This window comes from Arminella tubonensis, from assembly GCF_003240585.1.
Classification (GTDB): domain Bacteria; phylum Pseudomonadota; class Alphaproteobacteria; order Rhizobiales; family Rhizobiaceae; genus Rhizobium; species Rhizobium tubonense.
The window spans coordinates 79668-96204 of sequence record NZ_PCDP01000013.1 but is presented as its reverse complement, the minus strand read 5'-3'; the positions used below and the strand labels follow the sequence as shown (position 1 = coordinate 96204).

Here is a 16537-nt window from a genome sequence, read left to right as displayed (position 1 = left end):
CGCAGGCTTTCATTATACCGCGCCCAATTCGTCACCTGAAATTTCTGCTTGGCAATCTTGTGCCGTCGGTCGGCATTGAACTTTATGCGGCATCAAATGCATCCTGGGAGCAAAAACAACAGCCAGACATTAGCAAACCCGGGATCGATGCAACAACGTCCCACACTGGCCGGCAGGCACGCCCCCCATCAAGCGATCTCAAATGTTGCGCCGTCGTCCCGTATCTGGATCGGATCCTGCATTCAGGCTTCGCCGTTGGCGTTCGCCGCTTCGGTTGCCTTCTTGCGAACGATCGCATCTCTCATGGCGGCCGCGGCGCTGGCGGATTGATCGTCGTTGCTCCCGACCTGCACGGTGGGCGAAGCAAACCCGATGCCGTTCGCCGCAAAAGCCTCCCGGATCATCGCGTAGGCGCGTCGGCGAATGGTGGACTGGTGTCCCGGCTTCGTCATCATCGCGAAGCTCAGGTCGATGCCGTAGTCGCCGAACGCCTCGACACCCTTCATCTTCACCGTTTCAATGATCTGCGGGCCGAACTCCGGATCCTCGAGCAAAGTGGCACCCACGCCCTTCACCAGCTTTTTGACCAGAACTAGGTCAGTGTCGTAGTTCACCGAAATCTTGAACTTGTCGATGACCCAGTCCCTGCTCATGTTCTGCACGGCCCCGAGCGAGCCGAACGGTACCGTGAACACCGGGCCGCGATGATGGCGTAGCTTGACGGACCGGATACTGAAGGATTCGACGGTACCCTTGTAGGTGCCGCTCTGGATGTATTCTCCCACCCTGAAGGCGTCGTCGGTCATGTAGAACACGCCGCTGATGACATCCTTGACCAGCGACTGCGAGCCGAAGCCGATCGCCACGCCGAAGATGCCAGCGCCTGCTATCAATGGACCGATCGCCACGCCAAGCCCTGAGAGAGCCATCAAGACCGCAACGGCGGCGATGAGTACGGCGAGGAAGTTGCGCAGGATCGGCAGCAAGGTCATCAGGCGGCCGCTGCGGGCGAGGGCGGCTTCATCGCCGCCTTCGTCACGAGCGCGTTCGATACGTCGATTGATAAGACCCTTGGCCATCTGCCAGATCAGGTCGGCGGCAAGCAGGACCACCACGCCTCCCAGCAACCCGCGGATCATCCGGCTGGCATCTTCGTCCTCCATTAATCCGCTCGCGCGGAAACGCAGGATCGTGGCCAGCCAAGCGGCGGCGAGCGCGATGATGATCAGCCTCGCCCCCCGCTCCAACAGCACCTCGAGGACGACGTTCCTCGACTTTGGCGTATCGTCAGGCTCGGAGAAGATGGATTTCATGACCGCACTGGTTGTCCGGAAGATCGGCGGCAGGACCAGCGCGTAGATGCCGACCCACAAGGCCACGGTCATGCCGGCGACCCACAGCAGCCAAAGCAGGCACAGAAAAAATGTAAGGAGCCATTGCTTGACACCATGCGCTCGCGGCGCTCCGGCGCGGTTCCACACGGTCTCCAGCGCAACCGCCAGGAGACCGAGGCCGAATGCATAGACGATGAGGCTCCTGACGCCGGGGGCGAAGCTCAGTGCGGTCATCATGCCGGCCACGGCCCAGCCCGCGAAGAATATGCCCGCAAAAACGGCGACCCGACGATACCAAAAGGTCGCCAGTCCCTCATCCATCGGAATGAGACGTGGCCCCGATCGCCCGTCATTATCCGATGGCCCGTGATATGTTCCAAGCAGGATGGCGGTGATCCGTGCTATCACCCGCCAGGCGATCAGCGCGACCAGCATCGGCACCAGAAGCGCTGCGAGAAGCGGAGGCCAGCTAAACGCGACGAAGACACCGACGCTGGCGGCGGCGAAGACGACCAGCGGCGCGATCGTCGTAAAGACGGACCTAGCGATCAGGTGATGTCGCGTGGAAGAAACCGATCCCAGGGTTGCGTTCACATGGCTTCCTCGGCCTCGGCGGTCGATCAGACGTCGGAAGACGACCTCAGCGCCGAACCCGAGTGCCGCGAATGCAATGAACAGGACCAGGATGGCTCCTGGACGATGCCCGGTGATCTCGGCCATGATTGTTGAGCGTGCCCGCGAAAACTCGCCAGGAACTGCGGGTATGGCTTGCCCCAGCTCCTGCAGATGGGCACGCATGGCGTTCGACCAGGTCATGAAGTCGCTGGCGGAAGCACCCATTGGCATCTCTGCGGCCGGGGGCGCGGTCTTGGCGGCGAGCATTGCTTTGACGTCCGGATCATCCAGCAGCTTCAAGAGCTGGTCGACTTTTTCCTGAACGGGCGGCATCGGCGCGCTCTGCGCATGCGAGACTGAATTCAAGGCGAGGAGGGTCAGCAGAACGCATGCGAGGCAGAGGCCAGACCTCGCAGCCACTATCCGGATCATTGCCATGTACATCACGATGCCCCCACAAGCAGCAGTTGCCCCACCCGCAATTAACTGCCTCGATCAGTCCTCGCTCGCGACACGAAGCGCGGGAAAATCTCACACGTAATAGTGGTGCGACAATGAAAATGCATTTTATAGTATTTCCGCCAATAAATCAAACGCCCTCGCATGATGGACACCGCAGCCCCTTGCTTGGTCCTGCTACGCTGCCGGACCAGAGGGTAGTGCGTCCGTCGCAAGCGCGCCCTGAAGCTTGTGCTCCTGATCGGGAGACAGCGATGATCGCAAGATGCGGGCATGTTCGCCCTTGAATTCCTCCAGGAGCTTTTCCGGCTGGACCTTGCGTACGAGCAGGAAGAGCGCGGAGGTGTTTACGGGAATGGTTTCAGCCAGCCGCTTGATGAGCTCGTCGTCGATGCCGTAGTCGGTTATCGATCCGGCGAGCGCTCCGGTGCTCGCTCCGATCGCTCCGCCCAGCACCATCCCTGCCAGCGGGTTGAGGAAGAGCAGGCCGACTAGCGACCCCCAAACCGCGCCTGACAGACCGCCGCTCGTCGCGATGCCCCCGGCGGACGGTTGCATGCTTTGTTTCAGCCGAACCTTTCCTTCGCTGTCGCGGACGGCGACCACTGCGTCTTCGAGATCGATCAGATATTCCTTTTGGAGCTGCTGAAGCCTGTTGAGAATTGTATCCGCTTTGTCGGCGTCATCGAAGCCGAGTACTACGAGTTCTGACATGGGAAATCCTGTATGTTGAGATCACGAATTGGAGTTCAAGCCGCGCGTCGAGATCCTCGTATTACAATCTAGAATGAGGATGTCACTGGAATACCCCGGTGCTGTGACAATGGATAGACCGACACGCTCATTCCTGGGTCGAGCCCCATTTCATTCTAGCGCGGTGATCAATAGGCGACGTCCCCCGAGATGTCTCGCGCAGCCGATGCAAGAGGGGAAGTAAGTTACAGTTACATACCCCTCGCCGACCCGAAAGGGAACGGTTCTGGGTGCGGTACTATTGCTGTCCCAGACCAATGTTACTATCAACTAGTGCGTTATTATTGCGAGCGGTGGTGAACCTCCCGAGATGAGCTGTCCATTCCAGCCCAGGCATGAGATCGTGCGCTGAAGAGTTGCGAGCCGCGGCGAGCGGCCTGTCGTGAATGAAAGAAATTCAAAGGATAGTCCATGGTCGAAGATGCCTCCCCCGCTCAGCCAATCCTCGCGGCTACGCCCAGCAATCCATTGCTGCGCGTAGCACTTACCATAGTCCTGCTGGCATTAGCGCTGTTCGTGCTTTCCATCTTCATGGAGCGGCGTACACCATCAACGACGCAGGCCCAAGTGCAGGCCTATGTGGTCGGGATCGCACCCGAGGTCGCAGGGCGCGTGATCGAGGTGAACGTCGCCGACAATTCCCATGTCGAAACGGATCAGGTCCTATTCCGGATCGATCCCAGCCGTTACCAGATCGCCGTCAAAGGTGCGGAGGCAAGTCTTGCGAGCGTAGGGCAGTCTATCGGCGCATCGACAGCGACAGTGGACGCCGCGCAGGCCAAGCTGGTCGGTGCACAGACAGACCGGGATAATCTGCGCGAACAGTATGCCCGCGCCTCGGAGCTGGTGGCACGTGGCGTCTACTCAAAGGCCAGATACGACACTACGAAGTCGGCATTCGACCAGGCCGAATCCAAAGTTCAGGGCGCGCAAGCCGACCTCGTCAAGGCACGAGAGCAACTTGGCCCAGCGGGCAACGACAACCCTCAACTCAAGGAGGCGCTGGCCGCGCTGGAGCGCGCCCAGCTCGATCTGGTTCGGACGACGATCCGTGCACCGTCGGACGGCGTCGTCACTAATCTGCAACTTTCCATCGGCAAGGTCGTAACCGTCGGACAGCCGGCCATGACGTTCATCGATGTCGGTACGATCTGGATATCCGCCGCCTTTAAGGAGAACAGTCTCGAGAATGTCGCTGTCGGCAACCGGGCCGACATCCTCTTCGACGCCCTTCCCGGCAAACTGTACTCGGCGAAAGTTGAGAGCGTCGGCCTGGGCGTGTCTGGGGGCACGACGGATCCGAACACGGGCCTGCCGACGATCCGCAACGACAGCGGTTGGGTCAAGGAAGCACAGCGCTTTCCGGTTCGCCTGACAATGGTCACGCAGCCGAAGACGGGCGTTCGATATGGATCGCAGGCGACGGTGGTCGTCTACACGGGAGAACACCCCATCACGAACGCCTGGGGTTCCCTGTGGATACGCATCATGTCGGTGCTGACTTATGTCGGATGACGCCGGCCCCATCTCTCAATTCGGCGTCGCGGTCGCTGAGCAGCGAAGAAAGGGGTTGCGGGTAGCACTCGCCGTCTCCGTCGGCTTCATCTTCGCAGTGTACTCGGGGGCCATCGTCCCGTTTCTTGGGCCGCTTTTTGCCGCGCAGTTCTTGCTCGGAAGCGCGCGACCGATGCCTTTAGGCAAGGCGTTGGGGATGGCAGCACTAATCCTGGTTGCCGGGCTGTTCATGATGGTTCTCACCAGTGCGTTCGGCGACAGGCATGCCACTTTCCTCATGTTCCTGGCGTTGATCTATTTTTCCTGCTTCCTCGCCCAGTCGAGTGGCAAAGGCGGACCTGCAGCTTTCCTCGTGCTGGTCGTTGCCATCATAGTGCCGTTGCTCGGCATCCTCAACCGCGACCTGGCAAATTCGATCCTGTCGATCCTGGTCACGGGAGTACTCAGCGGCACGCTTCTCATGTGGGCTGCCTACGCCGTCGTTCCGGAACCGCCGACTATCGACGTCGCGGCCGAGCCACCGACATTGCAGGCTCCTTCCTATCTCAGGGCATTGGCGAACACCGCGATATTGCTTGCGGCGGTGACGATCTGCCTGACTAACGACAAACTCGCCACGGCGATGGTCATTCCGATCACCGTGGCATCGCTTCTGGGCCAACTTGACATCGCCTCCAGCGGAAGGGCGGCATTTGGACTGGTGATCGTCAACCTGCTTGGCGGGGTTCTCGCCTCCATCGCCTATTCCATTCTCACCCTTCGACCCAATCTGTTCGTCATGTTCCTGATCGTTCTCGTCGTCGGCCTGTTGCTGGGTGGTCGCGCCGCGGCCCGTTCGAAAGATGCCGGAATGTTCGCTGGCGCGCTGACGATCTTCCTGATCCTGTTCGGGCTTGGGGTTTCGCCGCTGCCGGGCAGTGCCGCAGAATCGTTCACGACCCGCATCGTCTACGTCGCCGTAGCTTTGATCTATGCTCTATTGACAGCGGCGCTGCTCTGGCCCCGACCGACTGTGCAACCTGCGAAGTATCCCGACTGACATTCTCGCGTCGGTAGGAAAAACCGCCGATGTCGTCGCCGAAATTTCCAAAGTCCGTTCGAGGAGAGCTTGATGTCGATGAGATGCCTTATTTCGGCGACGCTTGCATCAAGTATGGCGTTCTCGCCCGTCGCCTCCAACGAAGCCGATGACTTCAAGAAAGTCCGAGGCGATTGCGAATTGGCTCATATGTGGAAAGACCCGCCGGACCCCAAGGCCTTCAGTCGATGCATGAAGGACGGCCATTATGCGCTGCGGCTTTCGCCTCTGTGCCAGTTCGGTGCCAGAAGACGGGGATGCTATGAGTTGCAGAACTGATGGAAGATTGTCTCCCGACCGTCGATGCGTGAAGGCACGGCCAATCCGTTGAACTTGCGAGTGATCAGGGATCGCACCGACACGTCACACGAGGATGGCTCTCAGAAATTATTGTCACAAGTGAAAGCGAAGGCTCAGTTTCGCGGTAACGGCTGGCGCTCCGGGCCGCGCATCGCGGACCCGAGGCGTTCGAGTTCGGTCGTGAAGCAGAAAAGCGTGAAGAGCACTGCCAGAAGAAGGAGGCCGCGCCAGAGGAATGTCGACCAGTTTTGCGCAAAGTCGATTTCGGGCAGGTGTCGGAACAGTACGATCGAAAACAGCGCGCTCGCGACGATGAAGCCAAGACGGCTGGCGAACAGGATCAGGTGACCGACCACGACCCGTTTGGTCCGAACGGGCAATATGACGTTGAACACCCGATACCAATAAGCAGTTTGCACCAGGACGACGCTCAGTCCGGCCACGACAACCATCGCAACGCCAAATCGTTGAGGTGTTCCTGGGTCGTCAAGCAGTCTCGCATAGATCGGAACACATTGGGATATCAGCGACAACGACCCCAGCGCCTGGGCAAAGAACAGGAGCGTATATCGCTTATCTACCTTGGCCATGACCTGGTTTCGTCCCCATTGGACAGACGCTGTTTGAGACGATCCTAGCATGGGGGCATGTCAGGTGTCACAATGCCTTTCGACAAAATACACTGCCGCGCTGACTGGAAATCGGATTCCCATCGTCCCAATGGGCACGCAGGCCCAACCTTGCGAGGGAGGTCTGGCGCAAAAATAGGAGGCTTAACTCCGGGCCGGTGTTCGCGCGAAGTCGCGCGGCGCTTGCCAACGTTACCGCGATTTGCGCCCTTCCGCTCGAATTCAGACCCGCCCGGATTGCAAGCGATATCGCTCCTGATAGTTTCATCAGATGAGCGATCCGCATCCCCAACCGAGCTATCTCCCCGAGAAGTCGAAAAGTCTTCGCAGTCGTCTACGGTGGTTCGCCAGCGGGAGAGATGCCCGCTCACGCAGACTGCAGGCGATGCTTTCGTTCGTCGATCTCGCGATCCTGGCTTTCTTCTTGTTTGGCCCCTTTCTGCGCCAAGGGCAGACCTATCACATCATCGACTACGCGATCGCTGCATGGATAGGCTTGGAGCTGATCGCACGGGGCGTCATCACAGGAAATCTCAAGGTCTTCTTGACGCGCTTCGCGAACTGGGTCGATCTCTTCATTCTGGCGACCTTGCTGTTTCCCGACCTTCTGTTCAATTTTGCATTCCTGCGCGTCATGCGGCTATGGGCGCTTGGGAACAGCAACCTCTTGAAGAACGCGCTGCAGAGGCTCGGCCACGGTCATCGGCTCGACGTTGTTCGCGCCTGTCTCAACCTTGTCGTCTTCCTCTTCATCATCACCGGTTTCGTCTACACGAGCTTTTTCTATCACCTCGGGGGAAGCGAGGGCTTCGTGGACGCTCTCTACTTCACCGTCGCCACCGTCACGACGACCGGCTTCGGAGACATCACCTTGCCAGGCACCAGCGGGAAGCTGACCTCGGTTGTCACTATGATTATCGGGATCTCGTTGTTCGTTCGCCTCGCACAGGCCGTGGTGCGACCCTACAAGGTGACCTTTGCCTGTCCTGAATGTGGCCTACAACGCCACGACGCCGATGCGGTTCACTGCAAGGCATGTGGAAACCTCCTCAACATTTCAGATGAAGGGTTGTAGGCGCTTTTGATTCGGTTCGAGCCTGAGGCTGTATCAGAGAAGACCGACGAGCAAGGAACGGTCGTGACGGCATCCTTCGATGACTGATCATCCGCCCGTCTCGAAACCGGGATACAGAGTCATTCCTCCGTCGACATACATCGTGGAGCCGACGATGTAGTCGGTGAAATCGGAAGCCAGCCATACTGCGGTCCGGCCGATCTCTTCGGCTTCGCCGATCCGCTTATACGGGATGAGCTTCATCAGCGCGGCGTAGGCTTCCGGTGTCTGCCAGGCGTCAGTGTTGATGGGAGTGCGAATGGCTCCCGGAGCTATGCTGTTGACCCGTATGCGCCGTTCCGCGACCTCCTGCGCCAAGCTTTTCATGAGCAGCATCAACCCACCTTTGGAGGTCGCGTAATTAACGTGGCCGGCCCAAGGAATGACTTCGTGGACCGAGCTGATAAAGATGATCTTGCCTGCCGCGACCGAGACCTCGGGACGGACGCCGCGCCGGAGAAACTCGCGCACCGCTGCCCGCGAGCATAGAAAGGCCCCGCGCAGGTTGACGTTCATGACCCTGTCCCATTGCGCCGTCGTCATCTCGTGAAAGGGGGCATCCTGTTGAAGTCCGGCATTGCTGACGAGAATGTCGACGGTGCCAAACTCTTCAACGGTCCTGGCGAAAATCGCCTCCACCCCGGCTTCGTCGGAGACGTCCGCCTGAATGGCGACAGCCCGCCCGCCATTTTGCACGATCTCGTCGACGACCTGCGCCGCGTCCGCCGGAGCGGTAACGTAGTTGACGACAACGTTTGCCCCGGCCTTGCCCAGTGCCACCGCCACCGCGCGGCCGATCCCGGAATTGGCTCCTGTGACGAGCGCTGTCTGTCCCTTCAGAAGATGGACGGGCGGCAAGTTCGGGATCACAGGTCGTGGTAGCTGTTGGCTTTCGTAGTAACTCTCCATGATAGCCTCTCCAGTTGTTATCGTATTCCACTGCCGATCTTGACCGGACGGGCATTCCGGTCTTCCACTCAGCGCAGGCAGTTTCTCGATGGGCGGGGCCTAGGACCATTTACCGCCTTGAAGCCATTGCTTTGCTGTGCCCGATGCGAACACGTGCATCCCCCGAGCGATAAATCCGGTCCATCCTGTCTGATGGTTTGCGCCGAGCCCGGCACCGTTGTCGCCGTGAAAATACTCGTAGAACTGGAGGCAATCCCGCCAGTGCGGATCCTCCTGGAATTTGTCTGCTCCGCCGAAGACGGGGCGCTTACCGTCCGGGCCGCGGAGGAAGATCGTCGACAAGCGCCGGGTGATCTCCTCGGCGACCTGATAAAGGTTCATGTGCCGACCGGAGCCCGTCGGACACTCGACGGTGAAATCATTGCCGTAATACATGTAGTATTGAAGCAAGGCCCGGATCATCAAACCATTCATCGGCATCCAGATCGGGCCGCGCCAGTTCGAGTTGCCGCCGAACATGCCGCTGTCGGATTCGGATGGCAGGTACGAGACACGGTATTCCTGATCCCCGACATTGAAGACATAGGGATGTTTCTCGTGATAGCGCGAGAGCGCCCGGATACCGTAGCGGCTAAGGAACTCGTTCTCATCGAGCATCTTCGACAATACTTGGCGCAGCTTCTCCTCATCGAGGATCGAGGCAAGTCGCCGACCCGCATAGCCAGTCTTGCGGGGGTCGTGGATAAACGCCGTCAACTCCGGGCGTGCATTCAGATAGCGTATTACCTGCTCAGGGACGTCGGGAAACTTCTCGTACAGATTTCCCTCAAAGACCGTGGCGGCGCACAGCGGCAGCAGGCCGACAATGGAGCGCACCTTGAGACGTTGCGCGTGCCCGTCCGGTAAGCGAAGGACATCATAGAAGAAGCCGTCCTCTTCGTCCCACATACCGACCTCCTCGCCAGCATGGGTCATCGCCGACGCGATCAACAGGAAGTGCTGGGTGAACTTCAGCATCATCTCCTCGCCGCCGCCGTCCCTCATGGCGAGTTCCGCCGCGATCTCCATCATGTTCTGACAGTAGAGCGCCATCCAGGCGGTGCCGTCGGCCTGTTCGAGATATCCCCCGGTCGGCAACGGCGAACTCCGATCGAATAGGCCGATATTGTCCAGCCCGAGGAAGCCTCCCTCGAAGACGTTCTTACCCGAACGGTCTTTGCGGTTGACCCACCAGGTGAAGTTGAGGAGCAGTTTCTCAAAGCAGCGTTGCAGCCAAGCAACGTCACCTTTGCCGGTTCGCGCCTCTTCCAGTCGGTAGGTGAAGATTGTCGCCCAGGCATGTACGGGTGGGTTGACGTCGCCGAAATTCCATTCGTAGGCGGGGATTTGTCCGTTCGGATGCATGTAGGTCGAGCGCAGCATCAGATCGAGCTGCTCCTTGCCGAAGTCGGGGTCCACCATGGTGAGGGCGACGATATGAAACGCCAGGTCCCAGGCCGCATACCAAGGGTACTCCCACTTGTCCGGCATCGAGATGATGTCGGCATTGTGCATATGGTGCCAGCCGTCGTTGCGCTGTGCGATCCGCCGTTTCGAAGTGAACGCTCCAGCGCCATGTTCTGCAAGCCACTCGTTCAGATCGTAGAAGTAGAATTGCTTGCTCCACATCATGCCGGCCAGCGCCTGGCGCATGACAATGGCAGCGTCGGCAGTCATCGATGGCGGCGTGATCGAGGCATAGAATTCATCGGCTTCATCTCGGCGCGCTCGCATAGTCTCGTCGAACGAACGACCGAACACACCGTCGCTGTCCTTTGATTTGCTTGGTACCGTCGGCCGCACATCGCTCAGCCGGAGCCGTATCGTGCGCGTTTCGCCTGCGCGGACGGTGACGACGTACTGCGCTGCCACCTTCGTGCCGCTCTGCTGCGAATTGACTGCTTCCAACCGACCATTTACCACGTAGTCGTTTATGCCGTCCTTGGCGAATTGCGTTCGGTTTGGGACACCGTAGAGCCGTTCGGTGTTCGTCTCATTCTCGGTGAACAGCAACTTCGGCGCACCGTCGCAACAGAGATACGTCGTGGTGGGGCCTGAGCGGGCGTTCCAGTTGGCAGTCACCACATTTGAAGATTGCTTCTTCGCCGAACATTGCAGCCGCGGCTTCTCGCCAGCCGACCAAGCGTCACGAAACCACAATGTCGGCAATACCTGAAGCGTCGCCGCTTCCGGTCCGCGATTGGTTAGCGCAATCTCGATGAGGATGTCCTCCGGTGCGGCTTTGGCGTACTCTACGAAAACATCGAAATATCGGTCTTCGCTAAATACCCCCGTATCGAGTAACTCATATTCCGGGTCGGTTCTTCCACGAAGGCGGTTGGTCGCCACCAGATCGTCGTAAGGAAAGGCGGCCTGAGGGTACTTGTAGAGGTATTTCATGAAGGAGTGCGTTGGGGTCGAGTCGAGGTAAAAGTAATATTCCTTTACATCCTCGCCATGATTGCCTTCGCTATTGGTGAGACCGAACAAGCGCTCCTTCAGGATCGGGTCCTGGCCGTTCCACAAAGCCAATGCGAAACACAGACGCTGCTCGCGATCGCTGATGCCCGCCAGCCCGTCCTCGCCCCAGCGATAGGCCCGTGACCGAGCCTGGTCGTGGGTGAAATGATCCCACGCATTGCCATCGTCGCTATAATCCTCGCGCACTGTCCCCCATTGGCGCTCGGACAGATAAGGCCCCCATTTCTTCCACTCGGCCGTTTTCTCACGGGCCTCCAGCAAGCGTTGCGTTTCGGCGTCCATGTGCTACCGCCCCCCGGAAATCAATGGCAGCGAACGCTAACACCCAACCAACGGACTTCCAAGTTCATCTATGACGATCGGCTAATATAATCGATCTGCTACGCGAGAAGTTTGAATGCACCTCGGGTGCTGGACAAATGATTGATCCATCAATAACAATCTCGCCATCAGGGTTCCGGGGGGAAGCTTTTCGATGGATTTTTCGGTTATTGACACGGGCCTTGTCACGAAGCTTCTTCTGCTTCTGTTGATTGGTATGGGACCGAAAATCGCCCTGGTTCCGTTCCTGGAAATGACCAAGAACTTCGACGCGAAGACGAAGGTCGCGATCGGCAAGCAGATGGTTCTGATCGCCCTTGTTGCGGCGCTGATCATCTTTGCCGCGGGGTCATTGCTGATGCGATTGCTGCACATCACAGGCGGTGCAGTCGCAGTCGCAGGCGGCATTGTGCTGGCGCTTTTGGCGCTCAAGATGGCGGCTGGCCCTACAGAGAAGGCTCACGAAGATCTGGGGATAGCAATAGACCCCGCAAAGATTGCCGTTTTTCCACTGGCAGTTCCCTATCTGCTTAATCCGGTGGGCATCACTGTTTTGATCCTCGCCTCTGATGAAGTCGTCTCCATCGCAAGCGCGGCTCTCGTCGTCGGGTTGATCCTCGTGGTCGCGGCATTCGATTATCTCGTGTTCACCAACATCGACACGCTGGCAAAGCGGATGAAACCCGCCAGTTTGGTGATCTCGGAAGTCGTGTTCGGTATTCTCCTCACGGCGGTTGCGGTTCAGCTTTTCGTGAGCGGCCTTGGTCGGCTCGGCATTCTGACCGCAACTGCGGCACATTGACTTATTGGTGACGCGCCGCTCAGTGGCGTCGCACGGCAACGGACACATGTACCGTCGACAGCAAGGGCGAAATGGAATGCACACTGCAACGCGTTTCTCGATCCTGCTTTTATTTGCGTCGCTCGCGTCATGCGCCGGGCATCCAAAAGGCGTGATGACGCCAGTGGCGGTGTCTGCGCAATCCCCATCTGCATCGAAGGTCGAGATGCTTGTCGCGACCAGTCGGCTTGCGACCGATAATCCCGCCACGATGTTTGGCGGAGAGCGGGCTCCCAAGCCGTCTCTCGACGACATCACTATTTCGATACCGCCCGACGCTGCCCGCAAGGTCGGAGAAGTGCAGTGGCCGAAAAAGCTACCGCCAAATCCAAAAACCGATTTCGCCGTCACGTCCGTCAAGCCCATGACCTCAGCCCAGGAAGGCCTTGCCTGGTTCAAGACACAACGCAACGGCGCTCATGCCCTGGTGTTCATTCACGGCTTCAACAACACCTACGAGGATGCGGTCTTTCGATTTGCCCAGATCGTCCATGATTCGGGTGCGGAGGTGGCACCGATCATGTTTACCTGGCCGTCGCGAGCGCGGCTGTTGGACTATGTATACGACAAGGAGAGCACGAACTATTCACGAACTGCACTGGAAAACACCTTCCGATATCTGGCAAGGGACCCGAACGTCAAGGACATCACCGTTCTCGCCCATTCGATGGGGACGTGGCTGGCGATGGAATCGCTCCGGCAAATGGCCATCCGGGATGGCAGGGTCGATCCGAAGATCGTCAACGTCGTCCTCGCGTCGCCGGACATCGACGTCGACGTCTTTGCCCGCCAGTTTGTGGAGCTAGGCGATCATCGTCCGAAGTTCACAATTTTCGTGTCGCAGGACGACCGGGCGCTCTCCGCTTCACGGCTGATTTCCGGCGATATCGACCGGGTCGGATCGATAGACCCGACGAAAGAGCCATACAAAACCAAGCTTGAACGTGCGGGCATCAACGTCATTGACCTGACCAAGGTCAAGACCGAAGACAGCATGCGTCACGGAAAATTCGCCGAGAGCCCTGAGATCGTTCAGTTGATCGGTCGGCGGTTGGCGAGGGGTCAGACGTTGACCGGCAGTGACATAGGCCTTGTGCAAGGAGCGACGGCAGTAATTGCCGGGACCGCGGGAGCGGTCGGCAATGTCGCATCTAAAGTCGTGACTGCTCCGATGGATGCGGCAACCGGCGAGAAGCGCCAGCCCAAGGGGCAAGAGCTTGATAGCATCCTGAACAGCGAAGCCTCGCCCAGCCTGACTAATTGATTTCGGTCGTCGGAAGCCGGCTTAGCCGCAAAGCGGTCACCGACACCAACGGTTTGAACGCGGGCATCGCCGCCATGGCGAATACGTCCTGAATATCCCTCTTGCTCCAACTTGCGGCCGATGGTGTCGAAATAGGTCGAGGACTGCTGCAGGACTTCTTGCGGCTCGCGGAGAAGATCAGACCTGAGACGTCCGTCACGGACGTACCGTCGGATGCGTAAGCCACCATCTTGTTTGTGACAATTGAAGCTGGCTAATGTTCATGTGAGTTTTGACGCGGGGATGTCAGCGGCATCCCGTTAGTGACGGGGGCGTTCTTGAAATTTACACTTATTGCAGCTCCAACACATTCCAACATGGCCGTTGATCGCAGCGATGAATGTCAGGCGGCAATGGCAGATGCATTAAAAGCGTTGCTTTCCCAGGCAGAGGCCCAAGGTTGGGTCAGAGCCGAAGTATTGCTCGCCATCTCAGATTTCTCGCGGCACGAACTTGTCATGCTCGTCAAGGAAGACGTTTTGGGCGTGCAGCGGAATACTCGTTAGCGCGGTAGCGACATCATTCACATGTCGTGCCGCGGCAAACGTCTGCGTGCCGCGAGGCATCACGACTGCCTGACAGTTCTGCATCCTGGCGGCACAACAACAAGCATTTTCGCTTGATGGGATGGAGAGCTTGTCCCGACAGTGGGTCGGTCGGTCAGCAGGTCGGGTTGGCGGGAACTTTTGCTCGCAAGCGGCTATTTGCAATCAGCGGTCGAGGCGCTGTTTGTATCGTCTTGTTTCATCGCGCCGGAACTGCTGTTGGCTGAACCTGCGCTCGTGCCTCAATCTGATTGGTGGTCTGCCTCGCATCGCTGTTTGAGCCACTGCCATTCCCTGAGTTGTTACCGCCATTATTGAGGTCGCCGCCATCACTGACGTGCCGAGACCTATCGATCAGGGAGATTACGCCGGAACCTTCAACATCGAGTTTTGTGCGTGGTTTCGGCAACAGTAAATCAAGACATCGCTGTCGCATTTCCTCACGCTACAATGTTTTCTTGAAAAAAGGCCGGGCAAATGCATCTTGCCGGGAAGAAGCGAGGTGCTTCGGATTGGGACTGCAACTTGATGTAGGCGAGCCTTTCGGTTCGGTCGTCGCGCAAGTTCATACGAAAAACGGAGTTAAAATGAATATCAAGGGCCTACTTCTCGGCTCCGCTGCAGCGCTCGCAGCAGTATCCGGTGCCCACGCGGCTGACGCTATCGTCGCTGCCGAGCCGGAACCACTTGAATACGTACGTATCTGCGACGCTTACGGCGCGGGTTATTTCTACATTCCGGGCACGGAAACCTGCCTGCGTATTGGCGGCAAGGTTCGCACCGAAGGCCAGTGGTACGACGCCTACAATCGCGACAGCAACTTCGGTACGAAGTGGCACACCCGCGCTGAACTGAACCTCAACACGGCAACGGACACCGAATACGGCCCCCTGAAGACCGAGACCATCGTTCGTTGGGACTGGAATGACGGCAACGCTACCAGCACCAACCTGCTTTGGTCCTACATCACCCTTGGTGGCTTCACCGTTGGTAAGACCGACTCGCAGTACAACCAGTTCGTTGGCTATGCCGGCGACGTCATCAACGATGACGTGATCTATGACGGTCCGTACGAACTCAACCAGTTGACCTACAACTACGATAACGGCTCGGGCTTCACCGGCGTTATCTCGCTCGAAGACACCAACTCTTCAGCCGACAAATCCGCGTACGGCGGCGCTTGGCAGACTTCCAAGCAGGATCACTACGCGCCTAACGTTGTTGCCGGTCTCGGCTACAAGGCCGGAATGTTTGGCTTCAAGGTCGTCGGTGGTTACGACTCGATCGTCGAAGAAGGCGCTATCAAGGCTCGTATCGACGCCGACTTCGGTGGCTTCACTGCCTTCTTGATGGGCGGCTGGAACACGGACGGCGACAAGCTGAACCAGTATGCTGGTTCGAACCAGGACGTGTCTGCTTGCACCGACGGGGCTGGCGTTGTTCACGGCTCGCAGTGCGGCTGGGGCGACTGGGCAGTTTGGGGTGGCGTTGGCGTACCGTTCAACGACAAGCTGAAGTGGAACCTGCAGCTCGCTTACACCGACTCGAAGATCTTCGAAGCGACGACGAACCTCAAGTTCAACCCAGTTAAGAACCTGCTGGTCGAGCCTGAAATCACCTACGTTCACTACGACGTACCATCCGACGACACGGTTGCCGGTATCCTCCGTTTCGAGCGCAGCTTCTAATACGATCTGAATTGGTTTGACCTCCAATCAGCGAGCCAAGGCCCGGTGTCCGCACCGGGCCTTTTTTCGTTTGATCTGAGCCGGTCTGAGCAGTTGCAGCGTTTATTCCGCAACTGCGAACAGAGAATTCAGAACGACGGCCGCAGAGTTATCGAACTGTCACAAATCTGATGTGCAACAAGGAATAAGGGGTTTCCACCGACAGAGTTTCGGAACCGACTAAAGGAAACCTTTATGAAGAAGATCATCTTGCTCGCGGCCATTGGCCTGTTCTCCACGCACGCAATGGCCATGGAGTCCTATAGCTCCAAATCGCTGAGCTGCTCGACCGTGCACGAAAAAGTCGCCAAGGAAGGCTCGATCGTGCTGAAATACCCGTCGTCGAAAGTCGCGGGAATGAACATGTACTACCGCACGGTCTCCAATTCGACGGCATGCCTTGGACAGGGTGGCATGGCCAATGCCAGCGTCCCGACCAGCGACGATCCGAAGTGCAAGATCAAGACCTGCAGCTTCGCCACCGGCAAGGGTCCGAACAAGAACCACTAGGCAGGACGAACCGCTATCATCGAACGAACAGAGTTCGAACCAGTCTAGGCGTTTTCGCCGCACC

Annotated in this window: 13 protein-coding genes; 8 read left to right on the top strand and 5 right to left on the bottom strand. The window is 58.3% G+C overall.

What is annotated here, in order from left to right; translation table 11 throughout:
• Positions 1-242 precede the first annotated feature (242 nt).
• Positions 243-2393 (bottom strand): mechanosensitive ion channel family protein, encoded by a 2151-nt coding sequence (locus tag CPY51_RS06290; protein WP_244598489.1) that lies wholly within the window; start codon positions 2391-2393, stop codon positions 243-245.
• A gap of 192 nt (positions 2394-2585) precedes the next feature.
• Entirely contained in the window at positions 2586-3122 is a 537-nt protein-coding gene (locus CPY51_RS06285) for a DUF1269 domain-containing protein (RefSeq protein ID WP_111159433.1), read from the bottom strand.
• 450 nt (positions 3123-3572) lie between these two features.
• Here CPY51_RS06285 and CPY51_RS06280 point away from each other — a divergent pair, with 450 nt between their 5' ends.
• Positions 3573-4676, top strand: coding sequence for an HlyD family secretion protein (locus CPY51_RS06280; RefSeq protein WP_111159432.1), 1104 nt, complete (start codon positions 3573-3575; stop codon positions 4674-4676).
• Complete coding sequence (locus CPY51_RS06275; protein WP_111159431.1) at positions 4666-5715, top strand: DUF2955 domain-containing protein; 1050 nt, start codon at positions 4666-4668, stop codon at positions 5713-5715. The genes CPY51_RS06280 and CPY51_RS06275 overlap by 11 nt, the downstream gene beginning before the upstream one ends.
• A gap of 452 nt (positions 5716-6167) precedes the next feature.
• Here the strand turns inward: CPY51_RS06275 and CPY51_RS06265 are convergent, their stop codons facing one another.
• Positions 6168-6644, bottom strand: a complete 477-nt coding sequence (locus CPY51_RS06265; protein ID WP_111159430.1) for a hypothetical protein — start codon at positions 6642-6644, stop codon at positions 6168-6170.
• Positions 6645-6954: 310 nt separating this feature from the next.
• Here CPY51_RS06265 and CPY51_RS06260 point away from each other — a divergent pair, with 310 nt between their 5' ends.
• Complete coding sequence (locus CPY51_RS06260) at positions 6955-7758, top strand: potassium channel family protein (RefSeq protein WP_111159429.1); 804 nt, start codon at positions 6955-6957, stop codon at positions 7756-7758.
• 87 nt (positions 7759-7845) lie between these two features.
• Here CPY51_RS06260 and CPY51_RS06255 read toward each other — a convergent pair whose 3' ends face one another.
• Together CPY51_RS06255 and CPY51_RS06250 are read right to left on the bottom strand one after the other, a co-directional pair.
• Positions 7846-8706, bottom strand: coding sequence for an SDR family oxidoreductase (locus CPY51_RS06255; RefSeq protein ID WP_111159428.1), 861 nt, complete (start codon positions 8704-8706; stop codon positions 7846-7848).
• A gap of 99 nt (positions 8707-8805) precedes the next feature.
• Positions 8806-11508, bottom strand: coding sequence for an MGH1-like glycoside hydrolase domain-containing protein (locus CPY51_RS06250; RefSeq protein WP_111159427.1), 2703 nt, complete (start codon positions 11506-11508; stop codon positions 8806-8808).
• A gap of 193 nt (positions 11509-11701) precedes the next feature.
• On the opposite strand from CPY51_RS06250, the gene CPY51_RS06245 reads away from it, so the two are divergent.
• The 5 genes from CPY51_RS06245 (at position 11702) to CPY51_RS06225 (ending at position 16473) form a co-directional block, all read left to right on the top strand.
• A complete protein-coding gene (locus CPY51_RS06245; RefSeq protein ID WP_111159426.1) occupies positions 11702-12349 on the top strand; it encodes a MarC family protein in 648 nt (215 codons plus the stop codon).
• Between the two features lie 76 nt (positions 12350-12425).
• Positions 12426-13652: an alpha/beta hydrolase gene (locus tag CPY51_RS06240; protein WP_244598487.1), complete on the top strand. Its 1227-nt coding sequence runs from the start codon at positions 12426-12428 to the stop codon at positions 13650-13652.
• 317 nt (positions 13653-13969) lie between these two features.
• The gene (locus CPY51_RS06235) at positions 13970-14197 is read left to right on the top strand and encodes a hypothetical protein (RefSeq protein WP_146260081.1); all 228 of its coding nucleotides are present in this window, start codon (positions 13970-13972) and stop codon (positions 14195-14197) included.
• Positions 14198-14823: 626 nt separating this feature from the next.
• Positions 14824-15924: a porin gene (locus tag CPY51_RS06230; RefSeq protein WP_111159423.1), complete on the top strand. Its 1101-nt coding sequence runs from the start codon at positions 14824-14826 to the stop codon at positions 15922-15924.
• Positions 15925-16158: 234 nt separating this feature from the next.
• Positions 16159-16473 (top strand): hypothetical protein, encoded by a 315-nt coding sequence (locus CPY51_RS06225; protein ID WP_111159422.1) that lies wholly within the window; start codon positions 16159-16161, stop codon positions 16471-16473.
• Positions 16474-16537: the final 64 nt, after the last annotated feature.

Excerpts from the sequence above, each read along its gene's own strand:
- CPY51_RS06290 (WP_244598489.1), bottom strand. The coding sequence starts at position 2,393 with ATGTACATGGCAATGATCCGGATAGTGGCTGCGAGGTCTGGCCTCTGC.
- CPY51_RS06285 (WP_111159433.1), bottom strand. The coding sequence starts at position 3,122 with ATGTCAGAACTCGTAGTACTCGGCTTCGATGACGCCGACAAAGCGGAT.
- CPY51_RS06280 (WP_111159432.1), top strand. The coding sequence starts at position 3,573 with ATGGTCGAAGATGCCTCCCCCGCTCAGCCAATCCTCGCGGCTACGCCC.
- CPY51_RS06275 (WP_111159431.1), top strand. The coding sequence starts at position 4,666 with ATGTCGGATGACGCCGGCCCCATCTCTCAATTCGGCGTCGCGGTCGCT.
- CPY51_RS06265 (WP_111159430.1), bottom strand. The coding sequence starts at position 6,644 with ATGGCCAAGGTAGATAAGCGATATACGCTCCTGTTCTTTGCCCAGGCG.
- CPY51_RS06260 (WP_111159429.1), top strand. The coding sequence starts at position 6,955 with ATGAGCGATCCGCATCCCCAACCGAGCTATCTCCCCGAGAAGTCGAAA.
- CPY51_RS06255 (WP_111159428.1), bottom strand. The coding sequence starts at position 8,706 with ATGGAGAGTTACTACGAAAGCCAACAGCTACCACGACCTGTGATCCCG.
- CPY51_RS06250 (WP_111159427.1), bottom strand. The coding sequence starts at position 11,508 with ATGGACGCCGAAACGCAACGCTTGCTGGAGGCCCGTGAGAAAACGGCC.
- CPY51_RS06245 (WP_111159426.1), top strand. The coding sequence starts at position 11,702 with ATGGATTTTTCGGTTATTGACACGGGCCTTGTCACGAAGCTTCTTCTG.
- CPY51_RS06240 (WP_244598487.1), top strand. The coding sequence starts at position 12,426 with ATGCACACTGCAACGCGTTTCTCGATCCTGCTTTTATTTGCGTCGCTC.
- CPY51_RS06230 (WP_111159423.1), top strand. The coding sequence starts at position 14,824 with ATGAATATCAAGGGCCTACTTCTCGGCTCCGCTGCAGCGCTCGCAGCA.
- CPY51_RS06225 (WP_111159422.1), top strand. The coding sequence starts at position 16,159 with ATGAAGAAGATCATCTTGCTCGCGGCCATTGGCCTGTTCTCCACGCAC.